This is a genomic window from Pseudomonas sp. B21-010 (assembly GCF_024749325.1).
Taxonomy (GTDB): domain Bacteria; phylum Pseudomonadota; class Gammaproteobacteria; order Pseudomonadales; family Pseudomonadaceae; genus Aquipseudomonas; species Aquipseudomonas kilonensis.
The window spans coordinates 1372479-1388188 of record NZ_CP087198.1 but is presented as its reverse complement, the minus strand read 5'-3'; the positions used below and the strand labels follow the sequence as shown (position 1 = coordinate 1388188).

Annotated in this window: 10 protein-coding genes and 2 tRNA genes; 10 read left to right on the top strand and 2 right to left on the bottom strand. The window is 61.7% G+C overall.

Annotated features, from left to right (window positions below; translation table 11 throughout):
- The first annotated feature begins 6 nt into the window (after window positions 1-6).
- From LOY50_RS06060 to LOY50_RS06050, 3 genes are all read left to right on the top strand, one after another.
- Complete coding sequence (locus LOY50_RS06060; RefSeq protein WP_214511592.1) at window positions 7-1566, top strand: AmpG family muropeptide MFS transporter; 1560 nt, start codon at window positions 7-9, stop codon at window positions 1564-1566.
- A gap of 129 nt (window positions 1567-1695) precedes the next feature.
- A complete protein-coding gene (locus LOY50_RS06055; RefSeq protein WP_214511591.1) occupies window positions 1696-3411 on the top strand; it encodes a proline--tRNA ligase in 1716 nt (571 codons plus the stop codon).
- A gap of 17 nt (window positions 3412-3428) precedes the next feature.
- Window positions 3429-4382 (top strand): hypothetical protein, encoded by a 954-nt coding sequence (locus LOY50_RS06050; RefSeq protein WP_253471964.1) that lies wholly within the window; start codon window positions 3429-3431, stop codon window positions 4380-4382.
- Between the two features lie 223 nt (window positions 4383-4605).
- On the opposite strand, the gene dinB is transcribed toward LOY50_RS06050, so the two are convergent.
- Complete coding sequence (gene dinB / locus LOY50_RS06045; protein WP_253471962.1) at window positions 4606-5667, bottom strand: DNA polymerase IV; 1062 nt, start codon at window positions 5665-5667, stop codon at window positions 4606-4608.
- Between the two features lie 284 nt (window positions 5668-5951).
- Between dinB and LOY50_RS06040 the strand changes: the two genes are divergently transcribed.
- From LOY50_RS06040 to LOY50_RS06025, 4 genes are all read left to right on the top strand, one after another.
- A tRNA-Met gene (locus tag LOY50_RS06040) sits at window positions 5952-6028 on the top strand.
- A 231-nt stretch (window positions 6029-6259) separates the two neighbouring features.
- Window positions 6260-6336: transfer RNA gene (locus tag LOY50_RS06035), tRNA-Met, on the top strand.
- Between the two features lie 153 nt (window positions 6337-6489).
- Window positions 6490-9132: a bifunctional lysylphosphatidylglycerol flippase/synthetase MprF gene (gene mprF, locus LOY50_RS06030; protein WP_253471960.1), complete on the top strand. Its 2643-nt coding sequence runs from the start codon at window positions 6490-6492 to the stop codon at window positions 9130-9132.
- Window positions 9132-10421 carry a virulence factor family protein gene (locus tag LOY50_RS06025; RefSeq protein WP_253471958.1) on the top strand — a complete coding sequence of 430 codons (1290 nt, stop codon included), beginning with the start codon at window positions 9132-9134 and terminating at the stop codon, window positions 10419-10421. The genes mprF and LOY50_RS06025 overlap by 1 nt, the downstream gene beginning before the upstream one ends.
- A gap of 258 nt (window positions 10422-10679) precedes the next feature.
- Here LOY50_RS06025 and LOY50_RS06020 read toward each other — a convergent pair whose 3' ends face one another.
- Window positions 10680-12521: a potassium transporter Kup gene (locus LOY50_RS06020; protein WP_408980857.1), complete on the bottom strand. Its 1842-nt coding sequence runs from the start codon at window positions 12519-12521 to the stop codon at window positions 10680-10682.
- A gap of 334 nt (window positions 12522-12855) precedes the next feature.
- On the opposite strand from LOY50_RS06020, the gene rimO reads away from it, so the two are divergent.
- The 3 genes from rimO to LOY50_RS06005 all read left to right on the top strand — a co-directional run bounded on the left by rimO (window position 12856) and on the right by LOY50_RS06005 (window position 15700).
- Complete coding sequence (gene rimO / locus LOY50_RS06015; protein ID WP_077505975.1) at window positions 12856-14196, top strand: 30S ribosomal protein S12 methylthiotransferase RimO; 1341 nt, start codon at window positions 12856-12858, stop codon at window positions 14194-14196.
- A 236-nt stretch (window positions 14197-14432) separates the two neighbouring features.
- Entirely contained in the window at window positions 14433-14906 is a 474-nt protein-coding gene (locus tag LOY50_RS06010; protein WP_258690467.1) for a GNAT family N-acetyltransferase, read from the top strand.
- An 83-nt stretch (window positions 14907-14989) separates the two neighbouring features.
- The gene (locus LOY50_RS06005) at window positions 14990-15700 is read left to right on the top strand and encodes an rRNA pseudouridine synthase (protein WP_003198375.1); all 711 of its coding nucleotides are present in this window, start codon (window positions 14990-14992) and stop codon (window positions 15698-15700) included.
- Window positions 15701-15710: the final 10 nt, after the last annotated feature.

Sequence of the window (15710 nt, the reverse complement as noted above, 5' to 3'; positions counted from 1 at the left end):
CAGCCCATGCCCCGTAAAACCTGGCGCGCCGCCCTCGCCGCCTATGCCAGTCCCTCGACGCTCGTGCTGTTGCTGCTTGGCTTCGCCGCCGGCTTGCCGTACATGCTGGTGTTCTCTACGCTTTCGGTCTGGTTGCGCGAAGCAGGTGTGGCCCGCGAGACCATTGGCTACGCGAGCCTGATCGGCCTGGCATACGCCTTTAAATGGGTCTGGTCGCCGCTGCTCGACCAATGGCGCCTGCCGCTGCTGGGTAAACTCGGGCGTCGGCGTTCATGGCTGGTGCTCTCCCAGGGCCTGGTAATCCTCGGCCTGATCGGCATGGGTTTCTGCGACCCACAGAAACACCTGTCATGGTTGATCGCCATCGCCGTCATCGTGGCCTTCGCCTCCGCGACGCAGGACATCGCCGTCGACGCCTATCGCCTGGAGATCGCCGACGACACCCGCCAGGCCGCCCTCGCCGCCAGCTACATGTCCGGCTACCGCGTCGCGGCACTGCTGGCCACCGCCGGCGCCCTGTTTTTCGCCGAAGGGTTTGGCTCCACCGGCTTCAACTACAAACACTCGGCCTGGACCGGCACTTACCTGCTGTTCGGCGTATTGATGGTCCCGGCATTGCTTACCTCGCTGTTCATGCGCGAACCGCCGGTGCCGCTGCGCACCCAACTGCAGGCCGGACGCTACTCGTTCGCCCATCAACTGGCATCGGTGTTCGTGCTGATCGTGCTGCTGGTGTCTGTCCCGGCGATGTTCACCCAGCTCTACAACACCGACTTCGCCAGCGTGCTGTTCGAGGGCGTCAGCCTGCTTGACCTGCTGCTCGAAGACCGCGCGTTCCTGCGGGCCATCCTCTATATCATCCTGACCGCCCTGTGCCTGTCGGCCGTGGGCCGCCGCGGATTGGCGCCGGTGCTGACGCCGGTCAACGATTTCATCCTGCGTTACCGCTGGCAGGCCCTGCTGTTGCTCGGGCTGATCGCGACCTATCGCATGTCTGACACCGTCATGGGCGTCATGGCCAACGTGTTCTACATCGACCAGGGGTTCACCAAGGACCAGATCGCCAGCGTCAGCAAGATTTTCGGGTTGATCATGACCCTCGTCGGTGCCGGCATGGGCGGCCTGCTGATCGTACGTTTCGGCATCCTGCCCATCCTGTTCATCGGTGGCGTCGCCTCGGCCAGCACCAACATCCTCTTCCTGATGCTCACCGACATGGGCGCCGACCTGAAGATGTTGATTGTCACCATATCCCTGGACAACTTCAGCTCCGGCCTGGCCACTTCGGCGTTCGTCGCCTACCTGTCGAGCCTGACCAACCTGAAATTCTCCGCCACTCAATACGCCCTGCTCAGCTCGATCATGCTGTTGCTGCCGCGCCTGATCGGTGGTTATTCAGGGGTGATGGTGGAGAAGTTCGGCTATCACAACTTCTTCCTGATCACCGCGTTGCTGGGCGTTCCGACCCTGCTGCTGATCGCCTTGCACTGGTTCCAGGAGAACCGTCGCCAGGGCTCGACGCCCACCGCGGAACCGACGCCCACCCGGCCTGCGGAAGAGTCGTAGGAAACTTCAGAAAACGCCGGGGAAACCGGCGTTCGCATCGGGCGACCGGCCACGCGCCTGTACGCCAGGGCATCTCGCCCGTACAATGCTCCGTCACTTCTCGTCATCAGCAACCGACAACGGCCAACCATGCGCACCAGTCAATATTTGCTCGCCACACAGAAAGAAACGCCTTCCGACGCCGTCGTGATCAGCCATCAGTTGATGCTGCGTGCCGGCATGATCCGCAAACTCGCCTCGGGCCTGTACACCTGGCTGCCGATGGGCCTGCGGGTCATGCGCAAGGTGGAAGCCATCGTTCGCGAAGAGATGGACGCTGCCGGTTGCCTGGAAGTGTTGATGCCGGGCACCCAACCGGCCGAGCTGTGGCAGGAATCGGGGCGCTGGGAAGAATACGGCCCTGAGCTGCTGCGCATCAAAGACCGTCACGGTCGCGACTTCTGTGCAGGCCCGACTCACGAAGAAGTGATCACCGACCTGATGCGCAACGAGTTGAGCAGCTACAAGCAGCTGCCGATCAACCTGTACCAGATCCAGACCAAATTCCGTGATGAAATCCGGCCACGCTTCGGCCTGATGCGCGGTCGCGAATTCATCATGAAGGACGCCTACTCGTTCCACACCGACCTGGCCTCGCTGCAAGTCACCTACGACCGCATGCACCAGGCATATTGCAACGTGTTCACCCGCCTGGGCCTGAAATTCCGTCCGGTTGAAGCCGACAACGGCTCCATCGGCGGTGCCGGCTCCCACGAGTTCCACGTACTGGCCGAGTCCGGCGAAGACGACATCGTCTTCAGCAATGGCTCCGACTACGCCGCCAACATCGAGAAAGCCGAAGCCGTGCCACGGGAAACCTCCCGCGCCGCGCCGACCGAAGAGTTGCGCCTGGTAGACACGCCGAACGCCAAGACCATTGCCCAGTTGGTGGAAGGCTACGACCTGCCGATCGAGCGCACCATCAAGACCCTGATCGTGCGGGCCGAAGAGGAAGGCAAGCTGATTGCCCTGATCGTCCGTGGTGACCACGAGCTCAATGAAATCAAGGCCGCCAACCAGCCTGGCGTCGCCAGCCCGCTGGTCATGGCCACCGAAGCCGACCTGCGCGACGCCATTGGCGCCGGTGCCGGCTCCCTCGGCCCATTGAACCTGCCACTGCCGATCATCATTGATCGCTCGGTGGAGTTGATGAGCGATTTCGCCATCGGCGCCAACGTCGACGACAAGCATTACTTTGGCGTGAACTGGGAACGCGACCTGCCGGTTCCAACCGTCGCGGACCTGCGCAACGTCGTGGCCGGCGACCCGAGCCCGGACGGCAAGGGCACCCTGGAAATCAAGCGAGGCATCGAAGTCGGGCACATCTTCCAGCTGGGCAACAAGTACAGCAAGGCGATGAAGTGCGAAGTGCTGGGCGAAAACGGCAAGCCGGTCACCCTGGAAATGGGTTGCTATGGCATCGGCGTTTCCCGCGTGGTGGCTGCCGCCATCGAGCAGAACAACGACGAGAAAGGCATCATCTGGAGCGACACGCTGGCGCCTTTCCAGATTGCCCTGGTGCCGCTGCGCTATGAAACCGACCTGGTGCGTGAAGCCACCGACAAGCTCTACGCCGAACTGACGGCCGCCGGCTTTGAAGTGCTGCTGGACGACCGCGACAAGAAAACCAGCCCCGGCATCAAGTTCGCGGACATGGAACTGATCGGCATCCCGCATCGGATCGTCGTCAGTGACCGTGGCCTGGCCGAAGGCAACCTGGAATACAAGAGCCGCACCGAGGCCGAGCCGCAAGCGCTGCCGGTCGCCGACGTGCTGTCGTTCCTCCAGGCCCGTATCCGCCGCTGACACCAGATAGAGACGTCATGTTCAAGCGAAACACCTTAGGCCTCGGTGGCGCCGCCCTGTGCGGCGCCCTGCTGGTCAGCGGCTGTGCCAACCAAATGTCACAACGCAGCGAGCACGAAGAGCGGGTCGAGCGCAAATTGCTCGACCACAGCCTGCAGATCGACGTGGGCGAACCCAAGGTGCTCGACCTGCCGCAGCGTCGGGTGCGAATCAATGAGCAGAAGACCTTCGAAGTCACTGAGTTCGAGGTCACTCGCCATTACGACCGCTACACGCCGTACCAACCCTGGCGGGAGATTTACGAGATCCCCCTGGGCGCAGTGGCCGTGGTGGCCGGTGTCGGCGCGAACGTGGTCAATGTGTTCGCCCTCGGAAACCTGCCGGACACCGTGACCCGTGACTGGATCAGCTACGGTTTCGCCGGGCTCAACCCGTTCATGAACGTCCCCTCCCATGGTCGTGCCCAGCAGAACCTGGCGGGCATCGACGAAGTCCAGCGCGACAAGCGTACGGAACACTCGAGCCTGCCTTGGAGCGAACGCCCGGTGGAGGTCAAGGCCGCCCGGCAGACCTTCGAGTTGAGCACCGACCGTAGCGGCGTGCTGCGCCTGAACCTGCTGGAAAGCCCGTTCGCCGAGCAGGACCTGAGCCAATTCGGCAAATTGCAGATCAGCGTGACCGATGCCCAGGACGAAGTGCACACCGACTCATCCCTGAGCATCAGCAGCAGCCTGCGCAGCAAGCTGGTGGAAGCACACGCGCTGATCTACGACGACCTGGAAGACGACGAGGTGAGCCAGTGGGTGCATCGAGTCAAGCGCCTGTCGGAGCTTGGACTTGAGGAAGAGGCCAGCGAACTGGAGCAGAGCCTGATCGAACTGACGCGTAATGATCCGGAGTTGCAGGCCGAATTCATGAAAGCACTGACCAAGGATGGTGGACGGTTGGTGGCGGATCCGGGCGTTAACTGAGTCCAGCTTGGATTGGTCAACCTCTCTTGTGGCGAGGGAGCTTGCTCCCGCTGGGCTGTAGGAGCTGCCGAAGGCTGCGATCTTTTGATCTTTCGCTTGAGATGCAAGCGTTAGGGGAGAGATCGCAGCCTCGCTTCGCTCGACAGCTCCTACAGGCCCAGCGGGAGCAAGCTCCCTCGCCACAAGAGCAAGGCAAGGCAAGGCATTCAGCCCACCGACAGCCTCACCGCTCAAACAACTCCAACTGCTCAAACCCACCGCGCAAATCCTCCAGCCTCACTCCTATCCCCAATAACCGCACCGGCTTGCCGCCCCGGTTGAACGCCTGGGTCAGCAGCAACTGGTAGCTGCCCAGGTCCCGCCCTGCCCCGGCCTGTTCCAGTGTGGTTTGGGTGAAGTCGTGGAATTTCACTTTGACGAACGGCTTGCCCGGTCGATAACTGCTGTCGATCCGCGCCATGCGTCCGTTGAGGGTTTCCATCAGTTCCGGCAGTTTGGCGAGGCAGCTCACCAGGTCGGGCAGGTCGGCATCGTAGGTATTTTCCACACTGATGGACTGCCGTCGGCTGTCGTTGTGCACCAGCCGCTCATCGATCCCACGAGCCAGGCTCCAGAGCCGCTCACCGAAACTGCCAAATTCGCGCACCAGCGCCAACTTGTCCCATTGGCGCAACTGCAGGCAATCGACGATGCCGAGCCGGTTCAGCTTATCGGCGGTGACCTTTCCAACACCGTGGAGCTTGCTGACCGGCAGGGCCGAAACAAAGTCATCGACCTGGTCGGGGGTGATGACGAACAACCCGTTGGGCTTTTTCCAGTCACTGGCGATCTTGGCCAGGAACTTGTTCGGCGCGACGCCTGCGGACACAGTGATGTGCAGCTGGTTGGAAACCCGTCGGCGAATGTCCTGGGCGATGCGCGTGGCGCTGCCACCGAAATGGGCGCTGGCGGAAACGTCCAGGTAGGCCTCGTCCAGCGACAGCGGCTCGATCAGGTCAGTGTAATCGCTGAAAATCGTATGAATTTCCTTCGACGCTTCCCGATAGGCATCCATTCGTGGCTTGACGATGGTGAGGTCCGGGCAAAGCTTCAAGGCGTGGCCGGAGGACATGGCCGAGCGCACCCCATAGGCCCGCGCTTCGTAGTTACAGGTGGCAATCACGCCCCGCCGATCCGCCGAGCCTCCCACCGCCAAGGGCTTGCCGGCCAGCCGCGGGTCATCGCGCATCTCGATGGCGGCATAGAAACAGTCACAGTCGACATGGATGATCTTACGTTGTGTCATAGTAAAGAAGCAGAGTGTGCGACGAATCGGGCCACCAGTATCGCACCCGCACCTGTATATAGCACCAGTAGTTTGAAAGATCCTTCGTTGCGAGTCGAAAGTGCCTACACAAATTTACTTCTTCAATCGCAACGAAGTCTCCAATAGAGCTAAGCCCTTGCCAGGCCTGCGTCACAGCGCTGTCACAATGCTTTTCTCCAGGGCTAACCACTTGAAGCGGAACAGGTTTTTGTGAAGCCAGGGTTGACAGCAGCGCGATCCTCTGTAGAATGCCGCCACACAGACGCGGGATGGAGCAGTCTGGTAGCTCGTCGGGCTCATAACCCGAAGGTCGTCGGTTCAAATCCGGCTCCCGCAACCAAACATCAAAAAAGGCTACTCGAAAGAGTGGCCTTTTTTGTGCCTGTCCATTTTTGACTGCCTGATCAGAGAGTCGCCGCCTGCGACTCCCTACACGCAACCAGTTGTAGGACAATTTCCTTTAAATTCCGAGTATTTAGGAAGACAAGGGGCGGATCGAGCGTTTATTTGAGCCCATTACCTTTTAACGGTTGACACCCGGGCGTTCGCCTGTAGAATGCCGCCACACAGACGCGGGATGGAGCAGTCTGGTAGCTCGTCGGGCTCATAACCCGAAGGTCGTCGGTTCAAATCCGGCTCCCGCAACCAAATATCAAGAAAGGCTGCTCGAAAGAGTGGCCTTTTTTGTGTCTGGCGAAAAAAGCTCTACATTACAAAGATTTTGTAATTATTTTCCTTCGCGGGGATTGGTAACTTGGCTGGATACCCCCATCCTGTCGCGCATAGCTCAAGAGGTGATTGATGCGCGCCCACTCGTCTGACCCGCAAGACCCTGTTACTGCGACACAACCGATCAAAGCCGAACGATTGCGCTGGCTGGATCGGATCAGTCAATACCGCCAGCCCATTGGTCTCGCGGTCACGTTGCTGCTGTTTGCGATTGCCTTGATTGCCTGTCGCCACTTGCTGAGCGAGCTCGATCTTTACGCCCTGCACGATTCAATTCTGGAAGTGCCACGACCGGCCCTGCTGGGCGCGATCGCCGCCACGGTAGCCGGCTTCATCATTCTTTTGGGCTACGAATGGTCCGCCAGCCGTTATGCCGGGGTGACACTGCCGCCACAAACCATGGTCCTGGGTGGGTTCACCGCGTTCGCCATCGGCAATGCCATTGGCCTGTCACTGTTGTCGGGCGGCTCGGTTCGCTACCGTCTGTATGCGCGTCATGGCCTGGGGGCCTCGGATGTCGCCCACATGACGCTGTTCGCCAGCCTGTCCCTGGGCTGCGCGTTGCCGCCGCTGGCGGCCCTGGCGACGCTCAGCAACCTGCCCGCCGCGTCCGCCGCGCTGCACCTGCCTGCGATTTTGCTGGGGGCCATTTCCGTGGCGGTGCTGCTGCTCACCAGCGTGTTGGCCATCGGCATTTACCGCCGACGCCTGCCGGAACAGCCTCATCGCGACAGCCTGCTGGTAAAAGCCGGGCGCCGCACGCTGCGCCTGCCGGGCCGACGCCTGACCTTCCTGCAACTGGTAATCACCGCGCTGGATGTCGCCGCCGCCGCCACCGTGTTGTATCTGTTGCTGCCCGAAGCGCCGCCGTTCGGTGCCTTCCTGCTGGTGTACCTGCTGGCGCTGGCTGCCGGGGTGCTCAGCCATGTACCGGGCGGTGTCGGCGTGTTCGAAGCGATCCTGCTGGCCGCGTTCGCCGACAAACTCGGGGCCGCGCCACTGGCCGCCGCGCTGTTGCTGTATCGCTTGATCTACGTGCTGCTGCCGATGTTGGTGGCCTGCGTACTGCTGCTGATCAATGAGGCGCAACGGCTGTTCCAGACGCGCCAGACCCTGCGGGCGGCATCGGGTTTCGCGGCGCCGATCCTGGCGGTACTGGTGTTCCTCTCAGGTGTCGTGCTGTTGTTTTCCGGGGTAACGCCGGAAATCGATACCCGCCTGGAGCACATCGGCTTCCTGATCCCTCATCGGCTGGTCGACGCTTCGCACTTCGGCGCCAGCCTGGTGGGCGTGTTGTGCCTGTTGCTCGCCCAAGGCTTGCGCCGTCGCCTGTCGGCCGCCTGGATGCTGACCACGGTCTTGCTTCTGGTTGGCGCCCTGCTCTCGCTGCTCAAGGGTTTTGACTGGGAAGAAGCCACGCTGCTGACGCTGACGGCCACCCTGCTGGCGATATTCCGACGCTCCTTCTATCGTCCGAGTCGCCTGACTGAACTGCCCTTTTCCCCGCTGTTCCTGATCGCCAGTATCTGCGTGCTGGGCGCGTCGATCTGGCTGCTGCTGTTTGCTTACCAGGATGTGCCCTACAGCCATCAACTCTGGTGGCAGTTCACCCTTGATGCCGACGCCCCTCGCGGCCTGCGCTCCCTGCTGGGGGCGGCGGTGCTGCTGGTGGTGGTGTCCCTGACCTGGTTGCTGCGCACCGCGCGGCCGGTGATCCATTTGCCGACGGCAGAAGAACTGGAGCGGGCCAAGACGATTCTCATGACGTCTTCGCAACCCGACGGCGGCCTGGCCCTGACCGGCGACAAGGCATTGCTGTTTCACCCCAACGACGAAGCGTTCCTGATGTACGCCCGCCGTGGTCGCAGCCTGGTAGCGCTGTACGACCCGATCGGTCCTACCCAGCAACGGGCTGAAATGATCTGGCAGTTCCGCGACCTGTGTGACATCCACCATGCCCGCCCGGTGTTCTACCAGGTGCGCGCCGAGAACCTGCCCTACTACATGGACATCGGCCTGACAGCCATCAAGTTGGGCGAGGAAGCACGGGTCGACCTCAAGCGTTTCGATCTCGAAGCCAAGGGCAAGGAGATGAAAGACCTGCGCTACACCTGGAACCGCGGCACCCGTGACGGCCTGTCGCTGGAGATCCACGAACCGGGCCAGGCGCCGATGGAAGAGCTCAAGGTCATTTCCGATGCCTGGCTGACCGGCAAGAACGTGCGTGAGAAAGGCTTCTCCCTGGGCCGTTTCAGCGATGACTACCTCAAGCATTTCCGCATCGCAGTGATTCGTTTCGAGGGCCGGCCAGTGGCGTTCGCCAACCTGCTGGAAACCCACAGCCACGAACTGGCCAGCCTCGATCTGATGCGCGCCCACCCCGAGGCCCCGAAACTGACCATGGAATTCATGATGGTCGGCCTCATCCAGCATTACAAAAACCATGACTTCGCCCGCTTCAGCCTTGGCATGGTCCCGCTGTCGGGCCTGCAACCGCGTCGCGGCGCACCGTTGACCCAACGCCTGGGTTCGATGGTGTTCCGCCGTGGCGAGCAGCTCTATAACTTCCAGGGGCTGCGCCGCTTCAAAGACAAATTCCAGCCTGACTGGGAACCTCGCTACATGGCCGTGCCCGCCGGACTCGATCCGCTGGTGGCGCTGGCTGATACCGCCGCCCTGATTGCAGGCGGCCTGACTGGATTGGTGAAACGCTGATGATGCAACGCTCCTGGCGATACGTAGTGGCCGCCCTGCTGGTGCTGGCGGTAATTCTCGGTGGCGGTTACTGGTACTTGAAACGCCCGGCCCCGCAACCGACCCTGGAACAGCTGGCGCCCACCGATGGCGTAGCGATGACTCGGGTCATCCCCGGCACCAAGCCGCGCGCCCAGGTGCTGGTGGCGGTCAATGAGGACCAGAAACTCAGCGACACGCAGTTGACGACCCTCAGCCGCAGCGGCTCGGCGCAGATCGTCCAAGTGATCCTGCCCAAGGACTGCATGTTGCAAGGTCGCGCCCTGCAGACGGGTCTGCGGCAGCTCCAAGGGCCTGCCACGCTGGTCAGCGGCATCGGCCCAGGCGCCGTGCTGGCCTGGCGCTGGCTGGCCGAGCAGAAGGATGACAAGGCCAAGGCCGTTTCGGTGGACCTGGCCCTGGAAAAACCCGGCTGCACACACTTGCTGCCCAAAAGCGCAGCCCACGGCCACTGGCTGGTGGCCTGGAACGATAACCCCGACGACACCAGCGCCGGCTTCGTACGCGATCAGTCGAATGCCGAGACCAGCATCAGCGACTACGACATCAACCTGCCACAAGTACTGAACAACGAGCTGCGCAAGATCCTGGTCGGCACTGACAAGGCCAAGGGCGGCCTGAGCATCCCGGTGGTGGAAGTCCCAGCTAGCCAGACACGGGATACCGTGACCCTGTTTCTCTCCGGAGACGGCGGCTGGCGTGACCTGGACCGCGACGTGGCCGATGAAATGGCCAAGATTGGCTACCCTGTGGTCGGCATCGACACCCTGCGCTACTACTGGCAGCACAAGAGCCCGGAGCAAAGCGCGGCGGATCTGACCGAACTGATGCAGCACTACCGTCAGGTCTGGGGCACCAAGCGCTTCGTCCTGACCGGCTACTCCTTCGGCGCCGACGTGTTGCCAGCCATCTACAATCGCCTGCCAGCCACCGAACAACAGCGGGTCGATGCGATCATCCTGCTGGCTTTCGCCCGCACCGGCAGCTTCGAGATCGAAGTCGAAGGCTGGCTCGGCAACGCCGGCACCGAAGCCGCCACCGGCCCGGAAATGGCCAAGCTGCCAGCCGAGAAAGTGGTGTGCATCTACGGCGGTGAAGAAGCCGACGAAAGCGGCTGCACCGACAAGACTGCCGTGGGCGAGGCCATCAAGCTACCTGGCGGTCACCACTTCGACGAAAATTACCCGGCCCTGGCCAAGCGCTTGATCGATGAGATCAACAAGCGGCAGAGCAAGACGGCCGAACAGTGATCTGACTCAGAACTGAGAAAAGCCCCGGCAACCTTACGGTTACCGGGGCTTTTTTGTGCCCGCTCAACTGCACATAGGCCCCCTTGTGGGAGCGAGCCTGCTCGCGATGACGGCGGCATATCCAACATCTTTGCAACCTGACACTCCGCTATCGCGAGCAAGCTCGCTCCCACAAGATTCGCCTGACATCGACATTGTGTGGCCCATAAAAAAGCCCCCGCCGCCGCAAGGCAACGAGGGCTTTTTGTTTTCTGGTTGCTATATCTCCACCTGCGTCCCCAGCTCAATCACCCGGTTCAACGGCAGATTGAAGAAGCGCAGGTTGCCGTTGGCGTTCTTCAACATGAAGGCGAACAACGCCTCGCGCCAACGGGCCATGCCTTCGAGTTTCGACGCGATGACCGTTTCGCGGCTGAGGAAGTAGGTGGTACGCATCGGACTGAAGTCCAGGTCATCCAGATGACAGAGCTTGAGCGCCTGCGGGACGTCCGGCTCGTCGGTGAAACCGAAGTGCAGGATCACCCGGAAGAACCCTTCGCCATAGGCATCGACCTCGAAGCGCCGCTGCGGCGGTACCCGGGGAATGTCCTCGTACACCACCGTCAGCAGCACCACTTGCTCATGCAGCACCTGGTTATGCAACAGGTTGTGCAACAGCGCATGGGGCACGGCGTCCGAGCGTGCGGTCAGGAACACGGCGGTGCCCTGTACGCGATGAGGCGGTTGCACGCGAATACTGCTGATGAAGATCGGCAGCGGCAACGCACCTTCGTCCAGGCGCTCCACCAGCAATTGCTTGCCGCGCTTCCAGGTGGTCATCAGCACAAACAAGGCGATACCGGCGATGACCGGGAAAGCACCGCCCTGAACGATTTTCGGCACGTTGGCGGCAAAGTACAGGCCATCGACCAGCAGGAAACCGAACAACAACGGTACCGCCAACAGTGGCGGCCATTTCCACAACAGCAATATAACGGCGGACACCAGGATCGTGGTCATCAGCATGGTTCCGGTCACTGCCACGCCGTAGGCCGAAGCCAGCGCACCGGAAGACTCGAAACCCAGCACCAGCAGCACCACGCCGACCATCAGCGACCAGTTCACCGCACCGATGTAGATCTGGCCCTGCTCGGCGCTGGAGGTGTGCTGGATATACATGCGCGGGATGTAACCGAGCTGGATCGCCTGGCGCGTCAGGGAGAACGCCCCGGAAATCACTGCTTGCGAAGCGATCACCGTGGCCAGGGTCGACAGGCCCACCAGAGGCAGCAACGCCCAGCTCGGCGCCAGCAGATAGAACGGGTTGCGCGCCGCTTCCGGGTCACCCAGCAACAATGCACCCTGGCCGAAATAGTTGAGCATCAGGCCTGGCAACACCAGGATGAACCAGGCGCGGGCAATTGGTTTACGACCGAAATGGCCCATGTCGGCGTACAGCGCTTCGGCACCGGTCAACGCCAGTACCACGGCGCCGAGGATCGCCACGCCCATGCCCGGGTGGACGACAAAGAAACGCACGGCCCAGGCCGGGTTCACCGCTTGCAACACTTCCGGGTGCTGCAGGATGCCGTACACACCCAGGGCGCCAAGCACCAGGAACCAGGTCACCATGATCGGGCCGAACAGGATGCCAATGCGCGCAGTGCCGTGGCGCTGGATCAGGAACAGCCCCACCAGCACCACCAGCGACAAGGGCACCACCCAGTGGTCGATGCCTTCGAACGCCAGGCCAAGGCCTTCAATTGCCGAGAGTACGGAAATGGCCGGCGTGATCATGCTGTCGCCGTAGAACAGCGCCGCGCCGATCAAGCCGCAGACCACCAGGAACGTCCGCAGCCGCGCCCGTCCCGCCGCTGCTCGCCGCGCCAGGGCGGTGAGCGCCATGATCCCGCCCTCGCCCTGGTTGTCGGCGCGCAGGACGAACATCATGTACTTGATCGACACGACCCAGATCAGCGACCAGAAAATCAGCGAGAGAATCCCCAGCACACCATCGTGATTGACAGGTACGCCGTAGGCACCGGAAAACACTTCCTTGAGGGTGTACAACGGGCTCGTGCCGATGTCGCCATAAACCACTCCGACCGCCGCGACCAGCATGCTCAGCGGTTTCGCTGCCGAATGCTCGGCACCCACCGCCTGACTACTTGCATGACCCATCCAACACTCCTGATTCCAGTCCTGGCTTCTTGAACGAAGCACTATGCTTTGTTGAGGCAGCATGCGCTGTTTTACGCATTGTTACAGACGTTTTGTTGACTGTAGCAATCGTCTGAACGCAAAGGCGCGAAGCATAGCGCAGCACTCGTCGCATTTCCCGGTATAAAGCTGGTCAAGCAGCCCAGCCACAGATAGAATTGCGCACTTTTTGATCAGAGGCGCGCCAGGCGCCCTGTCTCGGCAAGAGACGATCCCCCCTACACCGAGGTTAGACATGTCCACCACTACCGCGCCAGCCAATCCGAAGGTTGGCTTCGTATCCCTGGGTTGCCCGAAGGCTCTGGTCGACTCCGAGCGCATCCTGACCCAGTTGCGCATGGAAGGCTATGACGTTGTGTCCACCTATCAGGACGCCGACGTGGTCGTGGTCAACACCTGCGGCTTCATCGACTCGGCCAAGGCCGAGTCCCTGGAAGTGATCGGCGAAGCCATCAAGGAAAACGGCAAGGTCATCGTCACCGGCTGCATGGGCGTGGAAGAAGGCAACATCCGCAACGTGCACCCGAGCGTATTGTCCGTGACCGGTCCGCAGCAGTACGAGCAGGTGGTCAACGCCGTGCACGACGTGGTGCCGCCACGCCAGGACCATAACCCGCTGATCGACCTGGTGCCGCCGCAAGGCATCAAGCTGACCCCGCGCCACTACGCCTACCTGAAGATTTCCGAAGGCTGCAACCACAGCTGCAGCTTCTGCATCATCCCGTCGATGCGCGGCAAGCTGGTGAGCCGCCCGGTGGGCGATGTGCTCGACGAGGCCCAGCGCCTGGTCAAGGCCGGCGTCAAGGAACTGCTGGTGATCTCCCAGGACACCAGCGCCTACGGCGTCGACGTGAAATACCGCACCGGCTTCTGGAACGGCGCGCCGGTGAAAACCCGCATGACCGAACTGTGCGAAGCCCTCAGCACCCTCGGCGTCTGGGTTCGCCTGCATTACGTCTACCCATACCCGCACGTCGACGAACTGATCCCGCTGATGGCCGCCGGCAAGATCCTGCCGTACCTGGACATCCCGTTCCAGCACGCCAGCCCGAAAGTCCTCAAGGCCATGAAGCGCCCGGCGTTCGAAGACAAGACCCTGGCCCGCATCAAGAACTGGCGTGAAATCTGCCCGGACCTGATCATCCGCTCGACCTTCATCGTCGGCTTCCCCGGTGAAACCGAAGAAGACTTCCAGTACCTGCTGGATTGGCTGACCGAAGCCCAGCTCGACCGCGTCGGCTGCTTCCAGTATTCCCCTGTCGAAGGCGCACCGGCCAACGACCTGGACCTGGACGTGGTGCCGGACGACGTCAAGCAGGACCGTTGGGACCGCTTCATGGCGCACCAGCAGGCCATCAGCTCGGCGCGCCTGCAAATGCGCATCGGCCGTGAAATCGAAGTGCTGGTGGATGAAGTGGACGAACAAGGCGCCGTGGGCCGCTGCTTCTTCGACGCCCCGGAAATCGACGGCAACGTCTTCATCGACAATGGCAGCAACCTCAAGCCGGGCGACAAAGTCTGGTGCAAGGTGACCGACGCCGATGAGTACGATTTGTGGGCTGAGCAGATCGGTTGATTTGTGAGCTGAACAGTCGGTTGGCCTGTGGGAGCACAGCTTGCTCGCGATAGCGCAGTGTCAGCCACTGCAAGTGTTGACTGATGCTCTGCCATCGCGAGCAAGCTGTGCTCCCACAGGCTCTTGCGAAACTCGGTAAAAAATTGAAAAGCCCTGCTCTTGCTACAAGATGCGGGGCTTTTTTACGGCTATCGTATGGAGAAACCCAGGACATCCAGCACAAGGAACAGGCGGGCATGCGTCAGCATTCGGTCATCCACACACCGAAACCGAGCGATTACCAGGAACTGACCCAGGTGTGGGAGGCATCGGTACGTGCCACCCACGACTTCCTGCCGGACAGCTACATCGAGCTGCTGAAAAACCTGGTGCTCACCCGTTACCTGGATGCGGTGATGCTTATTTGCACCCGGGACGCGCGTCAGCGGATCACCGGTTTCGCCGGCGTCGCGGCCGGCAAGATCGAGATGCTCTTCATCGACCCGCAACACCGTGGCCAGGGCCTGGGCAAGCAACTGCTGCGCTACGCCATGGAACACCTGAACGCCGATCAACTGGACGTCAACGAGCAGAACCCGCAAGCCCTGGGCTTTTACCTCAAGCAAGGCTTCGAAGTGGTCGGACGCTCGGCGAAAGATGGCATGAACCAACCCTACCCGCTGCTGCACATGCGCTACAAGCAGGCCGGCCTGAAGGCTGGACGCGGCTAAAAACGGCATGAGGCAAATGGACCCGCGATTAACCGGCGCCAGGCAGGTACAATGCCCACCCTCTTTTTGTTACGGCCCCCGTCATGACTGACCCGATTCGTCTCTCCAAACGCCTCATCGAACTCGTCGGCTGTTCCCGTCGGGAGGCTGAGCTGTTCATCGAGGGCGGCTGGGTCACCGTGGATGGCGAAGTGATTGATGAGCCGCAGTTCAAGGTCACCACCCAGAAAGTCGAACTCGACCCCGAGGCCAAGGCCACCGCGCCGGAACCGGTGACTCTCCTGCTCAACGTCCCGGCAGGCACGGATGTGGACACTGCCATGGCGTCCCTCGGGCCGCAGACCCTGAGCGAAGAACATCGCTTCGGCAAACGCCCGCTCAAGGGCCATTTCCTGCGCCTGACCGCCAGCGCCGACCTGCAGGCCAACGCCAGCGGACTGCTGGTGTTCACCCAGGACTGGAAGATCTTGCGCAAGCTCACCGCCGACGCCGCCAAGATCGAGCAGGAATACGTGGTGGAAGTCGAAGGCGAGATGGTCGCCCATGGCCTCAATCGCCTGAACCATGGCTTGACCTACAAGGGCAAGGAGCTGCCGGCGGTCAAGGCCAGCTGGCAGAACGAGAACCGCCTGCGCTTCGCCATGAAAAACCCGCAGCCCGGCGTGATCGCTCTGTTTTGCCAGGCTGTCGGGCTCAAGGTCGTCGCCATTCGCCGCATTCGCATCGGCGGCGTGTCCATCGGCAAGGTGCCGCTGGGCCAGTGGCGCTACCTGTCTGCCAAAGAGAAATTCTAATTTTCCGGCG

Coding starts and splice junctions, on each gene's coding strand:
- LOY50_RS06060 (WP_214511592.1), top strand. CDS start 7: ATGCCCCGTAAAACCTGGCGCGCCGCCCTCGCCGCCTATGCCAGTCCC.
- LOY50_RS06055 (WP_214511591.1), top strand. CDS start 1,696: ATGCGCACCAGTCAATATTTGCTCGCCACACAGAAAGAAACGCCTTCC.
- LOY50_RS06050 (WP_253471964.1), top strand. CDS start 3,429: ATGTTCAAGCGAAACACCTTAGGCCTCGGTGGCGCCGCCCTGTGCGGC.
- dinB (WP_253471962.1), bottom strand. CDS start 5,667: ATGACACAACGTAAGATCATCCATGTCGACTGTGACTGTTTCTATGCC.
- mprF (WP_253471960.1), top strand. CDS start 6,490: ATGCGCGCCCACTCGTCTGACCCGCAAGACCCTGTTACTGCGACACAA.
- LOY50_RS06025 (WP_253471958.1), top strand. CDS start 9,132: ATGATGCAACGCTCCTGGCGATACGTAGTGGCCGCCCTGCTGGTGCTG.
- LOY50_RS06020 (WP_408980857.1), bottom strand. CDS start 12,521: ATGCTGGTCGCGGCGGTCGGAGTGGTTTATGGCGACATCGGCACGAGC.
- rimO (WP_077505975.1), top strand. CDS start 12,856: ATGTCCACCACTACCGCGCCAGCCAATCCGAAGGTTGGCTTCGTATCC.
- LOY50_RS06010 (WP_258690467.1), top strand. CDS start 14,433: ATGCGTCAGCATTCGGTCATCCACACACCGAAACCGAGCGATTACCAG.
- LOY50_RS06005 (WP_003198375.1), top strand. CDS start 14,990: ATGACTGACCCGATTCGTCTCTCCAAACGCCTCATCGAACTCGTCGGC.